This is a genomic window from Pricia sp. (assembly GCF_041745955.1).
Classification (GTDB): Bacteria; Bacteroidota; Bacteroidia; order Flavobacteriales; family Flavobacteriaceae; genus Pricia.
Window position 1 is genome coordinate 1 of sequence record NZ_JBGTHY010000123.1, and the last position, 20,494, is coordinate 20,494.

Sequence of the window (20,494 nt, forward strand, 5' to 3'; positions counted from 1 at the left end):
GTAAAATCGTCACAAGAAATTTTGAGGAAAGTACCGGGACTGATCATCGGCCAACATGCCGGCGGCGGAAAGGCCGAACAGATATTTTTACGGGGCTTCGATATCGACCACGGTACCGATATCGCCATCAATGTAGATGGCCTGCCCGTCAATATGGTTTCACATGCACACGGCCAGGGGTACTCCGACATGCATTTTATTATTCCCGAGACCATCGATAATATCGACTTCGGAAAAGGGCCGTATTACGCCCATAAGGGGAATTTTAATACCGCAGGCTATATCGATCTCAAACTGCGAAAACAGATCGATAAAAATACGGTCTCCCAAGAAGCGGGCCAGTTCAACACCCTTCGCACCATGGGGATGTTTAAAGTGACGGAAAGCGATTTTAGCAATGCCTACGTAGCTTCCGAACTCGTGCTTTCTGACGGTCCCTTTGAATCTTCACAGAATTTCAACCGGCTCAACCTGATGGGGCGCTACAATTACAACAATCGCGAAAATCAGGACCTGACCCTTACCATGTCCCATTTTCAGAGCAAATGGGATGCATCGGGACAGATTCCCCAACGAGCCGTTGATCAGGGTCTAATCAGCAGGTTCGGGGCCATTGATGATACCGAGGGAGGTATAACGAGCCGATCGAATTTTTTGGTCAACCATACCAACCAGGTCGATGAACATTCAAGCGTACAGTCGAAAGCCTACATTTCAAAATATGACTTTGAACTGTTCTCGAACTTTACTTTCTTTTTAGAAGATCCCGTAAACGGTGATCAAATACGGCAACTTGAAGACCGTACCATCATTGGTGCGGAAACCGCCTATCAACGTTCGATACATGTGGGCGACCACGATTCCCAATTAAAATATGAGGCCGGTATCGGGTTTCGGTACGACGATGTAAACGACATTCAGCTTTCCCGAACCGCCAACCGTCAGACTTTATTGGAACGCTTGGCCTATGGGAATGTCGACGAGGTCAACGGGTATGGCTTTTTCGACCTGACCTATAAAAGGAACAAATGGACCTTCAACCCCGGGTTGCGATTGGATTATTTCAAGTTCGATTACGTCAATTTGCTAACGGAAACCTATGATTCCAAAAGTCAGGACAAATTATTTCTTGGCCCCAAATTGAACGTCATTTATGCACCGAGTGCCGACGTACAGCTGTTTGCTAAAACGGGCATCGGTTTCCATTCCAATGACACGAGAGTAGTTATCGCGGATACCGGTGAGGATATTTTGCCACTCGCTTTTGGCGCAGATTTGGGCTCCATATGGAAACCCACCGACAGATTGGCTATCAATGCCGCGCTGTGGTCGCTTTTTTTGCAACAGGAATTTGTATATGTCGGTGATGCAGGTATCGTTGAACCCAGTGGGAAAACACAGCGTTACGGGGTTGATCTGGGCATTCGCTACCAACTGACCGATGGGTTATACGCCAACGGGGACATCAATTACACCCACGCCCGAAGTACGGAAGAACCGGATGGGGAGAACTATATACCCTTAGCTCCGGATTTGACTTCCTCAGCGGGGCTTTCTTTCCGTGACATTCACAATTTTTCGGGAGGCATCAGCTATCGCTACGTAAAAGACCGACCGGCCAATGAAGACAATTCCATTGTTGCCGAAGGTTTTTTCGTGACCGATATGAATCTTAATTATTCCATCAGAAACTGGACCTTGGGACTCATTGTTGAAAACCTCTTCGACACCGAATGGAACGAGGCCCAGTTCGCCACTGAAAGCCGGTTGTTCAATGAACCACAGTCCTTCGAAGAAATTCATTTTACACCCGGTACCCCTTTTTATTTGAGAGGGAAGATTTCGGTAACTTTCTAGGGAGTAGATTAGAAGAAGTAGGGCTCACGAGTACTTTGATACCCTACTTCTTTTAATAAACTTCCCATTTGGTACGGCGTACACCCTTTTTCCGTATCACTCGGCCCAAACTACATTTTACAAGGTATTTCTACCTTTCTGGCCTTAAGTCTTACGTCTTTTAGTCTTACATCTTTTATTTAGCCGTACCTTTGCCGCTTATTTCAAACTATGACATTCAAAGATCTAGGGCTGGCCGAGCCCATTTTAAAAGCGGTCGAACAAGAAGGATATAGCAACCCCACCCCGATACAGGAAAAAGCAATTCCCATTTTATTGAAAGGAAAAGATTTGCTCGGTGTGGCACAGACCGGCACCGGAAAGACCGCCGCCTTCGGTATTCCCATCCTCCATCATCTATACATTGCCCAAAACGGACAATCGGGAAAACGACGGATAAAAGCTTTGGTGGTCACTCCCACCCGCGAACTTGCCATACAGATCGGGGAGAGTTTCACCGCATATGGCCGTTTCACGGGTCTCAAAACAACCGTCATTTTCGGAGGCGTAAAGCAAGGCAGTCAGACCCGGGCCCTGCAAAGTGGCGTGGATATTCTGGTCGCTACCCCCGGAAGGTTGCTCGACCTTATGAATCAGGGCTTTATTTCGTTCCGTGACCTAGAATTCGCCGTGCTTGACGAAGCCGACCAGATGCTCGATATGGGCTTTATACACGACATCAAAAAGATCATCGCCAAACTCCCGCCCAAACGGCAGTCCCTTTTCTTTTCGGCCACCATGCCGAAATCTATCGTGGAGCTATCCCGAAAAATTTTAGGCGATTTTGAGCAGGTGACCATCAAGCCCGAACAGGCCACTGCTGAAAAAGTGGATCAGGGCGTATACTTTGTCAGCAAGCAGAACAAGCCCAAGTTGTTGGCGCATATCGTAAAGGAAAAGCCCGACGATTCCGTTTTGGTCTTTTCCCGCACCAAGCACGGTGCCAACAAAATCGTCAAGAAATTGGCGCAGGCCGATATCCGTTCGGCAGCCATTCACGGTAATAAGTCACAGGCCGCAAGGCAGAAGGCACTGGGCGCTTTTAAGGAAGGAAAACTGCGGATATTGATCGCCACCGATATCGCCGCCCGGGGTATCGATGTTGAAGAGTTGAACCTCGTTATCAACTATGACCTACCGAACGTATCGGAAACCTATGTGCACCGTATCGGCCGTACGGGACGTGCCGACGCCAGTGGAATCGCGTTATCCTTTTGCGATAAAGAGGAAAGGCCCTATTTGAGGGATATCGAAAAATTGATCAGACAAGAGGTGCCCCGGATGCCCGAGCATCAATTTGTCGATGGTGATGACGACTCGGAAGCCCAGACGGAACAGCCGCGACGGAAACCGAATCCGGATCGTAATCGATCGAGAAATCGGAACAGCTCGGGCAGTTCCAATTACCGTGGCGGTGGTAACAAAAACCGAAGCGGGAACAATCGAAATAAATCACGGGGAAGGGATTAATATCAAAGCGTTCAAATCATCCGAAGACGGCCGAACAACAGTTCTTTGTGCGTTTTACTTAAGGGTATGACTTTTCGGCCAATTTCTAAATGACCTTCGGCAACGACATCCAATTTCGGGATGTTGACTATATAGGATCGGTGTACGCGTATAAATTGGGAGGCGGGCAGCTTTTCTTCCATGGTTTTTAGCGTACTCGAAAGTAGGTAAGCGGTGGCACCGGTTTTAATCTTGCAATAATTCCGGTCGGCTTCAACATATAAAATATCTTCCAACAGCAACTTTTCCATTTTTCCGTTATGTCTAACAAATATCCGGTCGTTCATGACTTCGACTTCCTGCGCACTTGTTCGACTATTTTTTGTATCCTTCAGTTGTTCGACAGCTAAGGCTATAGTGCGTTGTAGGTCCAGTTTGTTAAAGGGTTTGGTGATAAAGGCCCTGGGATGGGTCTCCTTGGCCTTCGAAAAAGTAGCGTCGTCGCTGTTGGCGGTTAAATAGATTATGGGGATATCAATTTTGGTTTGGATAGCGGCAACAGTCTCTATGCCATTCAAGGTTCCTTTGAGGTTGATGTCCATCAATATAATATCCGGAGTATTCGTCAAGGCATGGGCCATAGCATCCTCCCCCCTTGATTCTACGCCCGTTACCTCATATCCCAAATGGGTCAGCTGCAAGGTTAGGTTGGCCCCGATGATCATATCGTCTTCGACTATCAATATACGAACCTTATTCTCCACGATCACGCCGCTTTTTGAAATTGAAATTGAATGGACACCGAGGTGCCTTTATGGGTATTCAACACGATTTTGCCATCCAGTTGCCGGGTCAATAGTTCAATGAGTTGTGTACCGAAACCGGTCTCCGATCCTTCCTTTTTGATGACAATCCCCACTCCGTCATCGACGACATCCAATTGAAGTTTGCTTCCCGCTTTTTTAAGGCTGATACGGACTTTCCCCTTTCTTTGATCGGGAAATGCATATTTCAATGCGTTCGTCAACAATTCATTGACAATAAGACCAATGGGGATGGCCATGTCGACATCGAGTTCACAGGCTTCCATGGCGACATCGATGGAAACCCGATTTTCCATCCCATAGGCATCGACAATATAATCGGCCAGGTTCTCAAAGTAATCCTTCATCTCGATAAACGCCAAATTCTTGCCCATATATAATTTTTGATGGATCATGCCCATACTCTGTACGCGGTGTTGGCTTTCGGTCATGGCATTGAGAACATCTTCGTCTTGAATCTGTGCGGATTGCAACGACAACAGACTGGAAACGATCTCAAGGTTGTTCTTGACCCGATGGTGTATCTCCTTTAACAAGAACTCTTTTTCTTCGTTCTGTTTGTGAAGCAGCCTGTTCTTTTTGCGGTTGTTCGAAATCGCCTTATAAGCCAAAAGAAGGAGTAAAAACAGTAGAACGGCAATCACGATGATCAAGGTCTGTCTTGCCTTTTGCTTCTGGATCAGGTCTTCCTGAAGCGATATGGTACCTTCCTTATCGGCCACCTCGAATTCAGTACGCAGCAGGGAAATCCGTTGATCCGCTTCCGCCGTAAAAATCCGATTCTTCAATGTGTCGTATTCGGCAAAGGCCTGGTATGCCTGTTGGTACTCGTGATTGCCGGCATAGGCTTTCCCCAGTGCTTTCTTCGCTTGGCTTAGATAGTATTCGTCCCCAAAATTGTCGGTGGCGATATGGATGCATTTCAACAAACTTTCTATGGCGGCGGCATGTTCCCCCTCTAGGTTGCGTAATTTTCCGATGGACAGCCAAGAGCGCATCACCATAAAATTATTTTCGAGCAGTTCGGCATATTTAACTGCATTTAGGCCCGCCTCGTCCGCTTTGTCGAACGCACCCAGAAAAGCGTAAAGATCCACCAAGGAAATATAAACATCGCTCAGGTTGTTGTAAAAACCGTAGCGCTCACCGATTACGATAGAATGCTCATAGTATTTCTGGGCATTTTGAAAATCGCTCAGGGCCAGATAATTGTTGCCGACGACGTAGAGCGTAAAATCGTAGTCGAGATCGGTTATGCCTATTTCTTCGAATATATGTAGGGATTTGAGTCCGTACTCCAGTCCCGTATCGAATTTGGACTGCTTCCAGAAAAGGTTGCTCAAGTCACTGTAGGCCAAGGCGATGGCTTTCATGTCGTCCAATTTTTTGCCCAGTTCAAGGGACTCCAAGGCATAATCGGCGGCCTTGTCCAACTGTCCCATACGTTCGTAAACGTAGCCGAGCTGGGTATTTAAAAAAGCAAGATCGCCTTCGCAGACTTTGTTATAGGCATCCCGGAGCACTGTCTGGGCACTGTCCAGTTTCTCCATCCGCAGAAGTATGGCCCCTTGGGTGATCTGAAACCGTCCTTCCCACAGCATATCCTTTTTAGCAATGGTCAATCGCAATCCCTTTTGGGTAAAATCCATCGCCTTGGTCAAATTACGGGTATGCCAATAATAGGCCAGATCGTTGAGCATGGAAAATTGCAAGGTATCTGGTAAAGCTTTCGGATAAGCATTTTCAAGCTGATTTAAATATGAGGTACCGAAATTATCGGTCTCCACGAACACCTTTTTGTAGGGATTTTCGCTGTCCAGATCGATAAATTGGGCAAAGGAGAGGTAGCCATTCAGGAGAGAAAAGACAAAAAGGAAAACTGCTTTGATAGAAAAACTTCCCATTTCTTGGTTTGGTCATTTACCGGGGGAAAAATAGGGCTTGATAAATATACAACTTTATCGTTACAAATGGTTCGATAAACAAAAATAGGCCTTCGGACAATAAAAGGATATGTTCGTCCTTTTTCCTATTGAAAATAGACCGGAATCAATTCATTTAGTAGTGGAATCAGGATTTCCGTGAATCCGGGATCAACCAAATCGGGTGGACATGAAAAAATCGGCCTTGCTTTTCATAGTGGTGTTTGCGCTTCTGTCGGTCTATTGCATGGACCCTGAGCGGAAAAATACGGACGTAGTCCATGCCATGGATAAAGAAAAAGAGCTGAAAACGGCGAGTGAGAACTATTTGAGGGCGTGGAGCGACTGGGATACCACTTTGATGGAAACGACGGTCATCCGGAATATGGTTCGAAACGTCAACGGTGAAATTGCATCGAGCAACCCGTCGGGACTGGCGGAGGCCTTACAGTTTTGGCATACCGCGATTCCCGATTTCAAGGTTGTCCCACGGGAGATTATAGTAGTAGGAAACAGAACCTACACCAATTGGACCTGTACCGGAACGCATACAGGAATGTTTGGCCATACCCCGCCGACCGGAAAAAAAAGTAGTACGGAAGGTTTTAGCATCCTCACCTTTGACGACCGGGGAAAGCTTGTACACGAGAGCGCCTATTATGACCTATTGGGGGTGATGCAGGATTGGGGCTATACGGTCACGGCACCGGTTATGGAGTAGGGAGTTAGCAGTAGTAATAGCAGCAGTAGCATCAGTACCGTGAATTAAGATTTAAAATAATCAATAATTTAATTTTTATAAACTCCTTGCGAACCTGAATACTAACCATTAAATCCATAAATCATGAGAACACAAAAATTGAACATTTTATTAGTTGCCCTATTTTTAATCCCCTTTGCCCTTTTACAGGCACAGGAAAGTAAAAACCAGGCCTTTTATGTACACGAAGACCAAGTGAAACCCTCAATGATCCAGGAATATGAAAAGATTTCCAAGGAATTTACGGAAACCTGTAAAAAACATAATCTTCAGGATGTCAGCTGGCAGGTTGCAGCGACCGATACGGGCAGGTACCTCAATATATCGCCCATGGAAAATTTTGCGGATTTGGATACCAACTATTTCGCACCGCTCATGGAGAAAATGGGCGAGAAAGCTTTTGGCGATATGTTCAAAAGTTTCGATGCATGTTATGACAAACATGGCGACTACATAGTATATCTGAACAATGAGCTTACCTATATGCCCGATGGCATCAGCACTATTACTGAAGGAGAAGACTACAGAAAATGGCATTTCCTTTACGTAACCCCTGAAAACATTCAAAACCTTAAGGGCAAGCTCAAAGAATTGAAAGCACTCTTTGAAAAAAAGGGGTCCAAAGAATACTACCGCATTTATCATAATGGTTTCGGAAACATGGGCGATTATTATGTGGCGGTGCTATCCGCAAAGGATGCAGGGGACTATGCCAAAAAATCGAAGGAAAACGATGCATTGTTGGGCGAGGAAGGTAAAAAACTCTTCGGTGAGATGATGAAGTACGTATCAAAATATGAAACTGAAACTGGGGGCATGCGACCAGAATTGGCCTATTCGCCTTCAAAGTAATTATTTGGTAATACATATAGCAAACAGGCAGGCCGGCAGTTTTGGGGGAAACTTTATGGTAGAACGTAAAGTAGGTTTATTTGAATTAGCTTTTTAAAAACCAAAATCGATCTGATCAACACCATTATCGGACCTGCCTGTTTTTAAAATAAAAAGAACTTTCGAATATAAATCCAAAAGGTATCGACGACCGCTTTTTCCAATAAAAATAATGAATAATCAATCTAACTAAAATATTAACCAAAATGAAAACAAAAAAAACACTTTTCGCTCTCGCTATTTTAAGCATTTCCGCCGTTTTTGGCCAAAAGAAAAACAATGGAAAAATCTTTATGGAACATCCGGCCATCAATGTGGTAGAGGATTTCGTCAAAGCTTCCGTAGCCGGTGATACCACTAATTTGGCCAGTTACATGGCAGAGGATTTTAAAGCATATAATGGAACGTCGGACGACCCCATGGGGCAAAGTAGCGACCAAGCGGCATTTTTCAGATCTGTAATGCTCTATCACGATCAGCTAGATTATTTTTCCATAGAGCCGTTCCCCGGGTCTTATCCCGATGCTCTTGAGTACAAGGATGAGCAGCAGAATAACGGCACCACCGTCCTGACATGGAACCAGGTTAAAGGAGTCCATAAAACCACAGGGGTAAAGATTGATGCCGCGGCGCACCGTCAATATGATTTGAACAAGGACAATAAAATCATTAGGATAATTAACTACAGCAATGGCCGTGTTCTGGATGAAATCGGTAACAGCTTTGCCGACCGAACCAACGGCACCATCTACAACCATCATGAGAACATCAACACGATTCGAAAAATGATCTATGCCTTTGAAAAAGGGGATTTAGAGAAAGCCTACGGCTTTTATGATGAAGACGCCCATTTTGGCGACCTGAATTCGTTCAAGACCCGAGGAATATCTTTGGCCGAACAAAAAGAGATCGACAAAAAAATCTTTGAACAATTTGACATTAAAAATATTGAGATGTCGGGCTATCCCGATTATCTGGAATATGAGATGGACAATGGCCGGGTGGTACAATCGTGGTGGAATTTTCACCTGATCCGAAAATCGGATAAAATGGCCATCGAACTCCCCGTTTTTTATATCAATGATTTCAACGAGGAGGGAAAGATTGTCCGTGAGGCCGCTTATTACAACGAGAAACTATTGGAGCAGCCAGCAAAAGTGGCCAGTAAGTAATAGGGCAATAATTAAATATACATAATCCGAATATTTTAAATCTTGTTTTAACTAAAACCTATTCTTATGAAAACAACAATTCACTACGTGGGGAAATTTATAAAAGCAATGCTGCTTTTTGTTTTTGTTTTTAGTTTCAAACTGAATGCCCAAGATGACGAAAATAAGGGCATAAGTATGTATCAGTACAGACATGTGCCACCCGATCAAATGGAAGAATTCATTTCAAGGGAAACCAAGTATTGGAGCAAAGTTGCGGAAAATGCCTTGTCAAAGGGCAACCTGACATTTTGGGGATTGTTCCAGAAAGTGGGTGGTTTTGACGAGCCCAACTCCCCCAATATCCTGTTCATCAATACATATAATGACATTGACGCAGGGGAGAGCGTCTGGGACCCCTCGGAGGTTTGGCCCGATGTATCTATGGACCAAATGGACACCTTTTCCATGGGTGAGGTTATCCATACCCTGTTCGTAAAACCGGCAGTCTGGGTAAAGGCGAAGAATGCGGTACCGGAAAACGATTATAATTTTGTCAAGATCATTTATCACAATGCCTCTGATCCAGGTAATTTGATAGCGCTGGAAGACAAATATTGGACCCCTTTTATCCAATCATCCATGGATAGTGGTAAAACCAAACAGAAGGCCTGGGGCAATGCGACTATACTGTCCCCTTCCGGGCCTGAAATGAAGGCCAACACGATTTCTTTTGATATCTATGCCAGCTTAAAAGAAGCATTGGATCCCACGTGGGACCAGAATACGGTATTTCCACAAGACGGCCTCACCGAGATTGGGGCCCTGGAAATGGATCAGCGAATCAGCTTTGTCTACAGGATAGTAAAAGTGGTAGCTCCGACAGAGCAGTAGCGTCACTCTCACAGCGCTTTATAAGTTGTGATCATTAAAAATGACATAATCATGTCAATTCGATTTCAATGAAAAATTCATTACAAACTTAATAGCTTAAGGCAAAATAAGTGTGCAACGTCACAAAACAAAAATCAATGTATACAAAAACTCTAAAATCATGAAAAATTTAAAAAAATTGGTCGTAAAATCAGGAATAACAACAACAGTGCTTCTTGTCATGCTCCTGTCCATCCCAGTGGAAGCATTGGGGCAAGACCCAACCGTGGTAGATGCCAAACATTACACCGTAGAATTCGAGAATGATCAAGTTCGTGTGTTACGTATCAGTTACGCTCCCGGAGAAGAATCCGTGATGCACGAACATCCCAATGGCGTTGCCATATTCTAAGCGATGGAGATACAGAAATGAAGTTAGGCGATGGAACCACGATAGAGGATAAAAGAAAATCCGGTGATGCTATATGGGCACCTGCCGGAAAGCATTTACCCAAAAGCATAGGAGACAACAAATCAGAACTTATTTTGGTGGAGTTAAAGTCACAACGGGAATAAAACGAAAAATCTTAGATAAAACAAAAATTATGAAAAAGCTTATTCTATTGGGTCTTGCAACAGTTCTTTTTGCCGCTTGCCAAGAAAAGGCAGCATTACGCTACACTCAGCAATCGCCGGAAATAGAAACGGTAAAGTCTTTAATCAAAAACTATAACAACAAGATATATGAAGCTTCGGTATATGCCGATACTTCAAAAACTTATTTTAATACCAAGGACAATCCCATGCCTTCCAGCGAGGCACTTGATTATCATAAAGCGAACGACACCAATTATTCCAGTAGGGGATTTTTACCAGAAGACCAAGAATATGAGATGGTGGTCACGGATGACGGGGAAACTTGGGTAAATTGTTGGTTGGACTGGAAAGGAACCCTGGCCGCGAACAACAAGGAAATAGCCTTTCCAGTTCACTTGACCTACCAGTTTATCGATGGCAAAATAGTTAGAGAGGTAGGTTTATGGGATCCCACCGAGGTAGTATTAGCCCTTCAGGAAATAGAGGCCAACAATAATAGGTCAGCAGATGCAAAAGCAATTCAAACCTCTATTGATACTATTACGAAAGCTTGGAACACCAATGATAAGGATTTGATGTATGCCAATATGATAGGTAATATCATCAGAACTGCAAATGGGGCTACCATTGCCCGGAAACATTCTGATTATGGTGATTTTATGGATGTCTACCATAGTGCCTTTCCCGACTTCAAAGTAACCTTGGACCATATTAAAATAGATGGCAGTACGGCGTATCTAAACTGGACTTGCACGGGAACGAACAAAGGGGAATTCATAGGAAATCCACCGACCAATAAACAAATTGAGACACATGGATTTAGTATTTGGAAATTTGATACCGAAGGTAAAGCCACACGGGAGGATGCCTTTTATGACAATCTTGAAGTGTATCAACAGTTGGGGTATTCAATGCCTGTGCCAAAAAAATAGTCGTTGTACCAATCATGATCAAAACGAAAGTATTGTACGGACATCCAAACGATGCAGCGGCATTTGAAGAGTACTATGTCAACACCCATATGGCCAAAGCGGCAAAAATGAAAGGCCATACAAAATTGGAAGTTACCAAGTTCACCAGTGCCCCCGATGGAGGCAAACCTGCCTATTACCGGATGGCGGAATTTTGGTTTTCCGGTCCAGAGGCCATGCAGGCAACGATGGGTTCCCCCGAAGGTCAGGCTGTGGCGGCTGATTTGGTCAATTTTGCTACGGGAGGGGCAACCCTTTTGGTGGGATCCGTGGAGGAATGAGGATTTAAAAAGTGACAAACGCGAGCTACTGAAAAGAAAATATCGCATTAAAAATCAAAATGTAACGGAGAGGCTGAAAACCGATTAGAGTAGGCATAAAAACTAAATACAAGAAAGATGAAAAAAACAATCGTAGGAAGACACAAAGTAGGAGACTTTGACGTGTGGCTTAAAGGTCATCAAGACCGGGTGGATCTATTCGCTCCCGCAGTATCCAGTTTCAGGACTTTTCAAGATACAGACGACCCCAACTCCGTTATGTTGGTTTTTGAAGATGCAGATGTAGAAATGCTTGGAGCTATCATCAATGACCCAAAGAACAAGGGGATAAAAGACAAGCATACTGTATTGGAACCCGTTGTATTATCGATGCAGGTAGCTTAGTAAAATGGGATTTTAATTTCTTGGTAGCACCATTAGCAATAAACCTTTTCCGAGGGTCGAGGGGATCGATGCTGCCAGAAATAAGATTGCGACCACTAGGCACCGCAATGGCGACTAAATACTTAACTTAAAACTATGAAAACAGTTCTCATCACAGGAACGAGCAAAGGCATCGGTCTTGAAACCGCGCTAGCTTTTGGTCGTTCAGGTTATAAAGTGTTTGCCACCATGCGCAAACCTGAAAAAGCTTCCGTTTTTAAGCAACAGATCACTTCCGATGCACTTGACATCAAAATTTCTAAAAGGGATGTTGATTCTGATGCTTCGGTAAAGCAATGTGTGGATGATATCATTCAAAAAAATGGTTCCATAGATATTCTCGTCAATAATGCCGGCATCGAACGTCATGGTTCCATAGAAGAAATGTCGATGGACGATTTCCAATCCGTTATGAACACCAATTATTTTGGAGTACTTCGCTGCACAAAAGCATTGCTGCCACAAATGCGCAAAGACAAAATAGGTTGTATTATTAATGTCGCTTCAGCCACCTTCACTCGTGGCGGACAAAATTTTGGAAATTTCAGAAAGCGACACTTGGAAATTAAGACACCCGGTAGGACCTGATGCAGTACCATTTATTGCCTGGCGGGCTGCCATTACAGATGAACAATGGGTGGATTGGAATGCCATTGACGACGAAGATTGGTACAGATCGGTTGAGCAGGATTTTGGTCTGAATGCAAGGTAGATCTAGTAAACCGCCTAAACAAAACCTAACCTAACTAAAATTAGAATAATGGAAACCACAACAATACAACCCTCACCGGCAGCCATCCTACAAATGGGTACGGGATTTTGGGCAAATCTTGATAAAGGTTTAAAAACGGGATTGATTCAACATGAAATAAAAGATAATCAAGAGTCCGTTTTCGATTTTCTATATAAAGATCCAGAACAGTTTAAGAAATTCGTTAATGGAATGACCGGTGTGCAAATGGGCAATTTTATCGCGTTTTCAAAAACCTTTGATTTTTCAAATTATAAAACAATGGTCGATGCTGGCGGTTCGGCGGGTGTGCTATCCGTTATGGTTGCAAAAAATCAACCCCACATGAGTTGTACGACTTTTGACCTGCCAGCACTTGAGACCATGGCAAATGAAAGCATTCAAAAATTTCAATTGTCTGATCGTGTAAAAGCAGTCAGCGGAGATTTTTTTAAAGAGGGCTTACCTAAAACTGACGTTGTCACCATGGGTAATGTATTGCACGATTGGGACGAGGAAACGAAAATACAGTTAATGCAAATCACCTATGACGCATTGCCTTATGGAGGTGTCTTTGTCGCAATTGAACATGTGATAGACAACGATAGACGTAAAAATGTCTTCGGCCTGATGATGAGCCTGAACATGCTTATAGAAACCGGCGATGGGTTTGACTACACCTTCGACGATTTTACGGGATGGGCAAAGCAAGTTGGGTTTAAATCCACCTCGTTATTGCCGTTAGCTGGACCATCGAGTGCGGCGATTGCCTATAAATAAGAACATGAAAATATCCTTCAAATGAAAACAACAAAACTTGTATCACTAGGACTTGCACTGGCAGCAGCCACATCATTCTCAAGCTGCAACGAAAAAACCACGGCAGAAACGAACGAACACTCGGAAACCGCAGAACAACATGACACAAATGCCGAACATGCGGCACCAGAATATTTCTTATTGCGGCCAGAAGTCGAGAAAGCATACGGCTATTCACATGCCGTAAAAATAGGCAGCGCCATTAAAATCTCCGGTGCCGTGAGTATGGACGATGCGGGCAATCCAACTGCCGTGGGAAATCTCGAACAACAAATGAAAAACTGCTATTCAGATTTAGAAAAAGTGTTGCAACACTACGGTTGCACATTTGATGACGTAATAGTTGAAAATGTGTTCACCACCGATATGCCAAAATTTTTGGAGGTAGCGGGATATCGAACTGAAATCTATAAAAAACAATTCCCTACGGGCTCTTGGCTTGGCGTAAAAGAATTGGCTCTACCAGAATTTATGATCGAAATAGAACTGGAGGTTCATAAAACGGAATAGTATCAAACTCGTAGGTATAACGAAACTAAAACACTAACCATCAAGCACAGTGAATACTCGAAATTGATAGCACCCATTCAAATTAACCCAACTGATAATTATACAAACGCAATGAACGAACTACAAAAATTTACTTGGAACGGAATTGATTTAGAGGGTCTTAGGCAAGTCATGGACCAACCGTCGGATGATGCTGTGGCTTCCATTTTTGAATCGGGATCTATGCGGCATTTAGGTGCGCTTCTCAAGGGTATGGCAGAAAATGATGATTTTGTTTCTAAAGAACTTCCCCCGGCCATGCACGATTTCGTGCAACAGGAACTGGAAATAAGCTTTTCAGAAGAAGACATAGCGCTTTTTAATCAAACCCACAACATCTGGAAAAGGGATGGGATGAAATTCGTTTTCATATTATTTTTTAGGGCTCTGCCCTATACCTATATGGCCGAAAAACCTGCCAACGTACTACGCACTACGAGGCTACTGGAAACACAGACCAGTAGAAGGGTTTTTGAAACTGCACAATTTGTTTTTGATGTCATGGACAGGCACTGGTGGATGCCTAAAAAGCGGGGTATACTTACCGCCCTAAAAATCCGGATCATGCACTCCGGTATGCGCCATGTCATTCTAGACGCCAATAAACAAGGTGAAAAATGGAATGAAGCATGGGGCAAACCTATTAGTCAGGAAGACCTCATCGCTACCAACCAAGTATTCTCCCTGGAGTTTTTCAAGGGCATGTCAATGTTGGGGGAAACACTGAACGCCCAAGAGCAGAAGGCTTGGTTCCACACGTGGAAAACCATAGGCCGAATAATGGGGGTGCATGAAAATCTGATCTGCAAAGATGTCGCCGAGGCCTGGACCTTACAGCATGCCGTTTACGCCCATCTGTTCAAAGACGAGACCCAGTCGGGTATTTTACTGGCAGAAAAATTGGTAGAGGCCCTAGACCATTTTCACATGCCCGAAGAACTGGTACTCCTATTGATGAAAAGGATGTTGGCAGATGAGCAGTTCCCCGATTGTTTTGAACGGATGTTGGGCCCCAGCTTTGCATCCAAGCATCCCGAATATTTTGTTTCGCACAATTCCGACCGTGAAAAAAAAGAACACGATGCCGTACTCCGCAAACATTTTCACACCCATATCAAAACATACTACGACACTTTAAAGGATAAGAAACCTGAGATTAAGGAAAAGAAAAAAAACTCCGGCTTTTGGAATAAAATACTATCTTTCATATTAAATCTTTTCGGAATCGATAAAGGGGGCACCCATTTGATCGATACCCAATTTGATAAATTACATAACCTACTGCATGATGGGAAGGGAAAGCCCATCGAAGAAATCGAAGAGGAGGTTATCATCGAATTGATGTCGGTTTTAGGTGGGATTATGGTTTCAATCCTCTCCATTTATTTTAGGGAGGGCAAAGAGACCGGTTTTAGGATCCCGAAAGATTTGGAGGACAATTGGGCATTAAAAGGATAGACGACAACTTATGGAAGCCGCATATAAAAAAGCCATAGTCAGCTATTATGACAACACTCGCCTAGAGTATAGGTTGCTATGGTTTCGTAAAGACACCAAGTCGGTACATTTCGGTTTTTACGACAATCAGGTTACATCACACGCTGAAGCGCTCATAAATTTAAACAGGGTCTTGGCAAAAAAAGGCGGGGTAAAAAAAGGAGATACTATTTTAGATGCCGGGTGTGGTCAAGGCGGAAGCTCGATCTGGCTTGCCGAAAATTTTGATGTCCAAGTTTGCGGGATAACCCTTGTGCCACATCAAGTAGCGATTGCAAAAAAAGAAGCGGCAAAAAGAAAACTCGGACAACGGGTATCCTTTTCTGAACAGGATTATACCAAAACAACGTTCGGTGACGAATCGTTCTCCTTGATTTGGGCCTGCGAAAGCATGTGCCATGCCCAGAACAAGGCCGACTTTTATAAGGAGGCCTATCGTTTGTTGAAACCGGGCGGTAGGCTTATCTGCGCAGATTACATCCGAAAAAAGCGCCCCCTGACCGCCCAAGGCGAAAAACTGCTGCACCAATGGCTAAATGGTTGGTCAATTCAGGATCTTGACACCTATGATGAACACAAAAAACATGCACAAGACTGGGGTTTCCCACATTTCAGGATTGAAAATATAACCGTGAACACGCGACCTTCGTTACGGCATTTGTATTCTATGTCCAAAAAACTATGGAGCCTCGGAAAAATCCTAAAAAAATTGGGCATAAGAAACAAGATAAACCACGCCAATCACTTCGCATCGATAAAACAATTTGAAGCCCTTGACGATGATTTGTGGTACTACGGATTGATCTCGTTAAAAAAATGACGGAATGACCGATTTTGACAGACTAGTACGAAACAGTGGCTATGTGCCGATACGCATACTGTCTGCCAATAGGTATACTGAAATTTTTTTGGCAAAGCGTTCCCTTAATAACGAGCAGGTCATAATCAAAAAGTCCCTGGAATCTACAGAACAATTTCTAGATGTTTCTAGAACTGGCCACGAATTTGAAATTCTGAAACAACTTGATCATAAAGGAATCCCCAAAGTATATGAGGTTTTACAAAAAGACAGAATTTTTGCCCTGGTGGAGGAGTACATTGAGGGACATAACGTAAAGGAGTTACTGTTCAAAGGAAAAATAGGTACGGCCCAAGTATTAAAAATCACCATCGAACTTGCCGGTATCCTGCAGTATGTTCACGAACAAGGCGTGATTCATAAAGATATCAATCCGGGCAATATCATGCTCAGTGCCACCGGCCAGATTAAGTTAATAGATTTCACCATTTCGTCCCATCTAAATTCCACGACCGGCGAGATGATACAGGTCGATCAGATCGAAGGGTCGTTAAACTACATTTCCCCAGAACAAACGGGAAGAACTGCATTTGCGGTGACCCGGGCTTCCGACTTTTATTCCTTCGGTATCCTGCTTTATGAACTGTTTGCCGGCAAACCCCCATTTGATTCGGTCGATCCTTTAGAGGTCATCCACTTTCATCTTTCGAGAAATCCCATAGCCTTAAGCAGTGTAGTACCTGATTTACCTGCCGGGGTATGGCCGATCATCTCAAAGTTGATGCAAAAAAATCCGGATGATCGCTATCAAAGTGCCGCCGGGTTGAAAACAGATCTTCAGACCATTTTGGAACATCACCTTTCCAAAAAACCGCTAATCGACTTCATTGCGGGCTCAAAGGATGTATTTAAACAGTATAAACAAAGTCAAAAATTATACGGAAGGGAAGACGATATCGAGCAATTATTGGGCTACTATAAAAACTTGGATACGTACAAGTCTATGTTAGTGTTGGTCTCAGGATATTCTGGCGTGGGAAAATCGGCATTGGTCCGGCATGTAAAATACCCTATCATTCAAAACCATGGCAAATTTGTAAGCGGAAAATTCGATCAGTTCAAAAAGGATATTCCCTATTACGCCTTTATCGAGGCCATACAGGAATTTATTAAAAACCTACTTTCGGAGCCCGAAGAAAAAATAAGCGCCTGGAGACATTACATTGTCAAGGCACTCGGCGAAAATGCGGGCTTGATTACCGAGGTTGTTCCACAGCTTTCTAAAATCATTGGCAAACAGAAAACAGTCCCCAAGCTACAGCCCGCAGAGCAAGAGGCCCGGTTCAATCTGGTTCTTCTAGACTTTATATATGTTTTTAGCAGTACAAAAAATACCTTGGTCATTTTTCTAGATGATTTGCAGTGGGCCGATTTGGCGTCGTTAAACCTGGTGAAACGTATCATTCAAAATCCAAGACAAGAAAATATTCTTATCCTAGGGGCCTACCGTAACAATGAGGTTGACCCAGGGCATCCGTTAATGATCACCTTAAATCAGATCAAGGAAAACAAAGACCAGATCAAAACGCTTCATTTAAAGCCTCTTGATGCGGAAACGACCTGTCAACTCACCGCGGATTCTTTTGCGATGAACCCCGAACAGGCCAGGGCAATCGGCCTAAAGGTTTTCGCAAAGACCAAGGGAAACCCATTTTTTACGCACAGTTTCCTCAAATCGCTTTTCGATAAAAAATTAATAAAGACCAACAGCCAACAAGAATGGATATGGAGCACTAAAGAAATAGATGCCCTAAGCTATACAGACAATGTAGTAGACCTAATGACCGAAGGTCTCACCGAACTACAGCAAGAGACCCAAGACATCTTAAAATATGCGGCCGTGCTCGGCAACACATTCAATCTAAACGATTTAAACAATATTTCCGGCCGATTACCGGCCCAGGTCTATCGAAGTCTTCGACCGGCGATAAAAGAGGGCTATTTGGTCTCGGATCAAAAAAGTCTGCGTACGCTTGTACAGAAAGCTGCGAAAAACGATTCCGGTCAGGAAAGTAACCCCCAAAATACATCCGTATTCCTCACCTTTAGCCACGACAAAGTACAACAGGCTGCGTATGGTCTCATTACGCCTTCCGAGAACGCGGCCGTACATTTAAAAATCGGGAGGCTGCTGCTGAAAAATAGAAATGAATCGGAGCAAGAGGAAGGAATTTTTGAGTTGTTGAACTTGTTCCTTCAGGGCCTTCACCTCCTTGAGACCAAAGAAGAAAAAATGAATATTGCCCGACTTTGTCTCATAGCCGGGCGCAAGGCAAAAGATTCCATTTCCTACAATTTAGGGGTGCGTTTCCTAGAAATGGGTAGGCACTTACTGGGTTCAAACAGTTGGTATACGGACTATGAGTTGACCTACGATACGCTTTTGGCCCTTGCCGAATGCGAATATTTAAACAATAACGCACCTTCGGCAGAGCATTTTTTTGAAGAAATTCTTGCCAATGCAAAAACCAACTTTGAAAAATTAAAGGTCTACTACCTCCATTCCTCCCTATACCTCAAGATAGGGAACACCGCTAAATCATTGCAACTGGGTCTCGCTGCAATGGCATTATACAACATCAATTTTCCTAAAAACAAAAAGGCCATCCAGGCAAACACACTTTTGACCTTGGTACGGTATCTTATTTTGTTTTCCACGAGATATAGAAATCCCAAAAGTCTTTTGCACATTAAGGACTGTAAGGACGAAGAAATAATAGCCATCAATAAGTTTTTGATCGATTTGGCCACAAGTGCCTACCAACAAGATCAGAATTTGATGATGCTAGTGGTTTTTGAAATTATTAAATCCTATTTAAAAAACGGCTTTACCGATGCCAGCGGTTTTGGTTTTTCAGGATTTTCAGTGGTTGTGCTGTCTTCGTTAAAACTACAGAAACAAGGTTTCAATCTATGGGATTTAACCATCCAACTTCATAAAAAAACAAAATCCCCCTTGATCAAATGGCGGCTGGGCTATACGGTGCTATGCTTTCGAGATCCATGGGCCCTTCCCTTTAGGTCCAAATACGATCATATTCTGGAAACGATCAAAGCCTGTGTATTGAACGGTGACCAAATATTTACCGGCTATACCGTAGCCCTCTACCTTAGAACAAGGGTTATCGCCGGGGAAAATCTGAATACTATCATCGAGAGCTCCTCAGATCACCTCAACTTAATCGAGAATGGTAAAGGAGGTGTAGATTTTCTTCTGGGGTTCTATCAGCTCGCCAAAGCATTGAGCGACCAAACCAAAACGGGTAGTTGGAACGACGATTCCTTTAATGACCAAGAAACTTTGGGCAGGCTTCAACACGAAGGCAACAACACAAAAATTGCCTACTACCACATATCAAAAACTTCCCTGTTATATTTTTATCAACGCTACGACGAGGCCTTAGATCAGAGCGAAAAAACATTGGACTATCTGGATAATCTATTAGGCGATGCATCGGTCGCTTGGTATGAGTTCTTTACCTGCCTGTGTATTTCGACACAGTATAAAAAAACAGTCCCCCGCGAAAAAAAACGGAATCTCCTTAAATTTAAAAAATACCTTAAGAATATGAAGCTTTGGGCCAAAGGTTGCCCAGAAAACTTTGAACAACAATATTGGCTGCTACTGGCAGAGCTTTATGTACTAAAAAATAACCATAAAAAGGCCAGACAGTATTATGATCTGTCCATACAATGCGCAGCTCAAAACCAAATGACCTACGTAGAAGCCATTGCCAACGAAAATGCGGCGCTGTTGTGCCACAAGCAGCAACGCGTTCAAGATGCCCAAAACTATGGAAAGAAATCATGGGAAGCCTACAAAAAATGGGGAGCAACTATAAAATGTGATCAGCTTGAAACGACCTATCCTGGGTTGCTGGGTAAAAAAACCGAAACAACTGCCCGTTTAAAAACCGGTGCGCCCTACGAGACCTACTTTTCAAGTAACACGGCACTCGATCTGGCCAGTTTGTTAAAGGCATCGCAAAGCATTGCCAGCCA

Annotated in this window: 18 protein-coding genes; 16 read left to right on the forward strand and 2 right to left on the reverse strand. The window is 43.6% G+C overall.

Annotated elements, in window-relative coordinates; translation table 11 throughout:
- Together ACEW8S_RS04275 and ACEW8S_RS04280 are read left to right on the forward strand one after the other, a co-directional pair.
- Window positions 1–1,857, forward strand: a 1,857-nt coding sequence (locus ACEW8S_RS04275; RefSeq protein ID WP_373516944.1) for a TonB-dependent receptor, incomplete at its 5' end; no start/stop codon positions are given.
- A 210-nt stretch (window positions 1,858–2,067) separates the two neighbouring features.
- Window positions 2,068–3,366 (forward strand): DEAD/DEAH box helicase, encoded by a 1,299-nt coding sequence (locus ACEW8S_RS04280; protein WP_373516945.1) that lies wholly within the window; start codon window positions 2,068–2,070, stop codon window positions 3,364–3,366.
- Between the two features lie 11 nt (window positions 3,367–3,377).
- Here the strand turns inward: ACEW8S_RS04280 and ACEW8S_RS04285 are convergent, their stop codons facing one another.
- A complete protein-coding gene (locus ACEW8S_RS04285) occupies window positions 3,378–4,109 on the reverse strand; it encodes a LytR/AlgR family response regulator transcription factor (RefSeq protein WP_373516946.1) in 732 nt (243 codons plus the stop codon).
- Window positions 4,110–4,111: 2 nt separating this feature from the next.
- On the reverse strand, window positions 4,112–6,073 hold the full coding sequence (locus ACEW8S_RS04290) for a sensor histidine kinase (protein WP_373516947.1): 1,962 nt from the start codon (window positions 6,071–6,073) through the stop codon (window positions 4,112–4,114).
- Between the two features lie 208 nt (window positions 6,074–6,281).
- Here ACEW8S_RS04290 and ACEW8S_RS04295 point away from each other — a divergent pair, with 208 nt between their 5' ends.
- The 14 genes from ACEW8S_RS04295 to ACEW8S_RS04360 form a co-directional block, all read left to right on the forward strand.
- On the forward strand, window positions 6,282–6,812 hold the full coding sequence (locus tag ACEW8S_RS04295) for an ester cyclase (protein WP_373516948.1): 531 nt from the start codon (window positions 6,282–6,284) through the stop codon (window positions 6,810–6,812).
- A 123-nt stretch (window positions 6,813–6,935) separates the two neighbouring features.
- On the forward strand, window positions 6,936–7,703 hold the full coding sequence (locus ACEW8S_RS04300; protein ID WP_373516949.1) for a hypothetical protein: 768 nt from the start codon (window positions 6,936–6,938) through the stop codon (window positions 7,701–7,703).
- A gap of 245 nt (window positions 7,704–7,948) precedes the next feature.
- Window positions 7,949–8,914 (forward strand): nuclear transport factor 2 family protein, encoded by a 966-nt coding sequence (locus tag ACEW8S_RS04305; protein ID WP_373516950.1) that lies wholly within the window; start codon window positions 7,949–7,951, stop codon window positions 8,912–8,914.
- A gap of 66 nt (window positions 8,915–8,980) precedes the next feature.
- Window positions 8,981–9,787: a hypothetical protein gene (locus tag ACEW8S_RS04310; RefSeq protein WP_373516951.1), complete on the forward strand. Its 807-nt coding sequence runs from the start codon at window positions 8,981–8,983 to the stop codon at window positions 9,785–9,787.
- A gap of 160 nt (window positions 9,788–9,947) precedes the next feature.
- Entirely contained in the window at window positions 9,948–10,178 is a 231-nt protein-coding gene (locus tag ACEW8S_RS04315; RefSeq protein WP_373516952.1) for a hypothetical protein, read from the forward strand.
- Between the two features lie 193 nt (window positions 10,179–10,371).
- Window positions 10,372–11,295: an ester cyclase gene (locus ACEW8S_RS04320; protein ID WP_373516953.1), complete on the forward strand. Its 924-nt coding sequence runs from the start codon at window positions 10,372–10,374 to the stop codon at window positions 11,293–11,295.
- Window positions 11,296–11,309: 14 nt separating this feature from the next.
- Window positions 11,310–11,615, forward strand: a complete 306-nt coding sequence (locus ACEW8S_RS04325) for an EthD family reductase (RefSeq protein ID WP_373516954.1) — start codon at window positions 11,310–11,312, stop codon at window positions 11,613–11,615.
- Window positions 11,616–11,732: 117 nt separating this feature from the next.
- On the forward strand, window positions 11,733–11,999 hold the full coding sequence (locus ACEW8S_RS04330; protein ID WP_373516955.1) for a hypothetical protein: 267 nt from the start codon (window positions 11,733–11,735) through the stop codon (window positions 11,997–11,999).
- Between the two features lie 135 nt (window positions 12,000–12,134).
- Window positions 12,135–12,626, forward strand: a complete 492-nt coding sequence (locus tag ACEW8S_RS04335) for an SDR family NAD(P)-dependent oxidoreductase (protein ID WP_373516956.1) — start codon at window positions 12,135–12,137, stop codon at window positions 12,624–12,626.
- 172 nt (window positions 12,627–12,798) lie between these two features.
- Window positions 12,799–13,548 carry a methyltransferase gene (locus tag ACEW8S_RS04340; protein ID WP_373516957.1) on the forward strand — a complete coding sequence of 250 codons (750 nt, stop codon included), beginning with the start codon at window positions 12,799–12,801 and terminating at the stop codon, window positions 13,546–13,548.
- A gap of 21 nt (window positions 13,549–13,569) precedes the next feature.
- Window positions 13,570–14,097 (forward strand): RidA family protein, encoded by a 528-nt coding sequence (locus tag ACEW8S_RS04345; protein ID WP_373516958.1) that lies wholly within the window; start codon window positions 13,570–13,572, stop codon window positions 14,095–14,097.
- Window positions 14,098–14,208: 111 nt separating this feature from the next.
- Window positions 14,209–15,594 carry an oxygenase MpaB family protein gene (locus tag ACEW8S_RS04350; RefSeq protein WP_373516959.1) on the forward strand — a complete coding sequence of 462 codons (1,386 nt, stop codon included), beginning with the start codon at window positions 14,209–14,211 and terminating at the stop codon, window positions 15,592–15,594.
- A gap of 10 nt (window positions 15,595–15,604) precedes the next feature.
- Window positions 15,605–16,453 (forward strand): cyclopropane-fatty-acyl-phospholipid synthase family protein, encoded by an 849-nt coding sequence (locus ACEW8S_RS04355; protein WP_373516960.1) that lies wholly within the window; start codon window positions 15,605–15,607, stop codon window positions 16,451–16,453.
- A gap of 4 nt (window positions 16,454–16,457) precedes the next feature.
- A partial coding sequence (locus tag ACEW8S_RS04360) for an AAA family ATPase (protein WP_373516961.1) occupies window positions 16,458–20,494 on the forward strand: 4,037 nt, incomplete at its 3' end.

Bases quoted from the DNA above. Each gene is read 5' to 3' on its own strand.
- ACEW8S_RS04280 (WP_373516945.1), top strand. From the start codon at position 2,068: ATGACATTCAAAGATCTAGGGCTGGCCGAGCCCATTTTAAAAGCGGTC.
- ACEW8S_RS04290 (WP_373516947.1), bottom strand. From the start codon at position 6,073: ATGGGAAGTTTTTCTATCAAAGCAGTTTTCCTTTTTGTCTTTTCTCTC.
- ACEW8S_RS04295 (WP_373516948.1), top strand. From the start codon at position 6,282: ATGAAAAAATCGGCCTTGCTTTTCATAGTGGTGTTTGCGCTTCTGTCG.
- ACEW8S_RS04300 (WP_373516949.1), top strand. From the start codon at position 6,936: ATGAGAACACAAAAATTGAACATTTTATTAGTTGCCCTATTTTTAATC.
- ACEW8S_RS04305 (WP_373516950.1), top strand. From the start codon at position 7,949: ATGAAAACAAAAAAAACACTTTTCGCTCTCGCTATTTTAAGCATTTCC.
- ACEW8S_RS04310 (WP_373516951.1), top strand. From the start codon at position 8,981: ATGAAAACAACAATTCACTACGTGGGGAAATTTATAAAAGCAATGCTG.
- ACEW8S_RS04315 (WP_373516952.1), top strand. From the start codon at position 9,948: ATGAAAAATTTAAAAAAATTGGTCGTAAAATCAGGAATAACAACAACA.
- ACEW8S_RS04320 (WP_373516953.1), top strand. From the start codon at position 10,372: ATGAAAAAGCTTATTCTATTGGGTCTTGCAACAGTTCTTTTTGCCGCT.
- ACEW8S_RS04325 (WP_373516954.1), top strand. From the start codon at position 11,310: ATGATCAAAACGAAAGTATTGTACGGACATCCAAACGATGCAGCGGCA.
- ACEW8S_RS04330 (WP_373516955.1), top strand. From the start codon at position 11,733: ATGAAAAAAACAATCGTAGGAAGACACAAAGTAGGAGACTTTGACGTG.
- ACEW8S_RS04335 (WP_373516956.1), top strand. From the start codon at position 12,135: ATGAAAACAGTTCTCATCACAGGAACGAGCAAAGGCATCGGTCTTGAA.
- ACEW8S_RS04340 (WP_373516957.1), top strand. From the start codon at position 12,799: ATGGAAACCACAACAATACAACCCTCACCGGCAGCCATCCTACAAATG.
- ACEW8S_RS04345 (WP_373516958.1), top strand. From the start codon at position 13,570: ATGAAAACAACAAAACTTGTATCACTAGGACTTGCACTGGCAGCAGCC.
- ACEW8S_RS04350 (WP_373516959.1), top strand. From the start codon at position 14,209: ATGAACGAACTACAAAAATTTACTTGGAACGGAATTGATTTAGAGGGT.
- ACEW8S_RS04355 (WP_373516960.1), top strand. From the start codon at position 15,605: ATGGAAGCCGCATATAAAAAAGCCATAGTCAGCTATTATGACAACACT.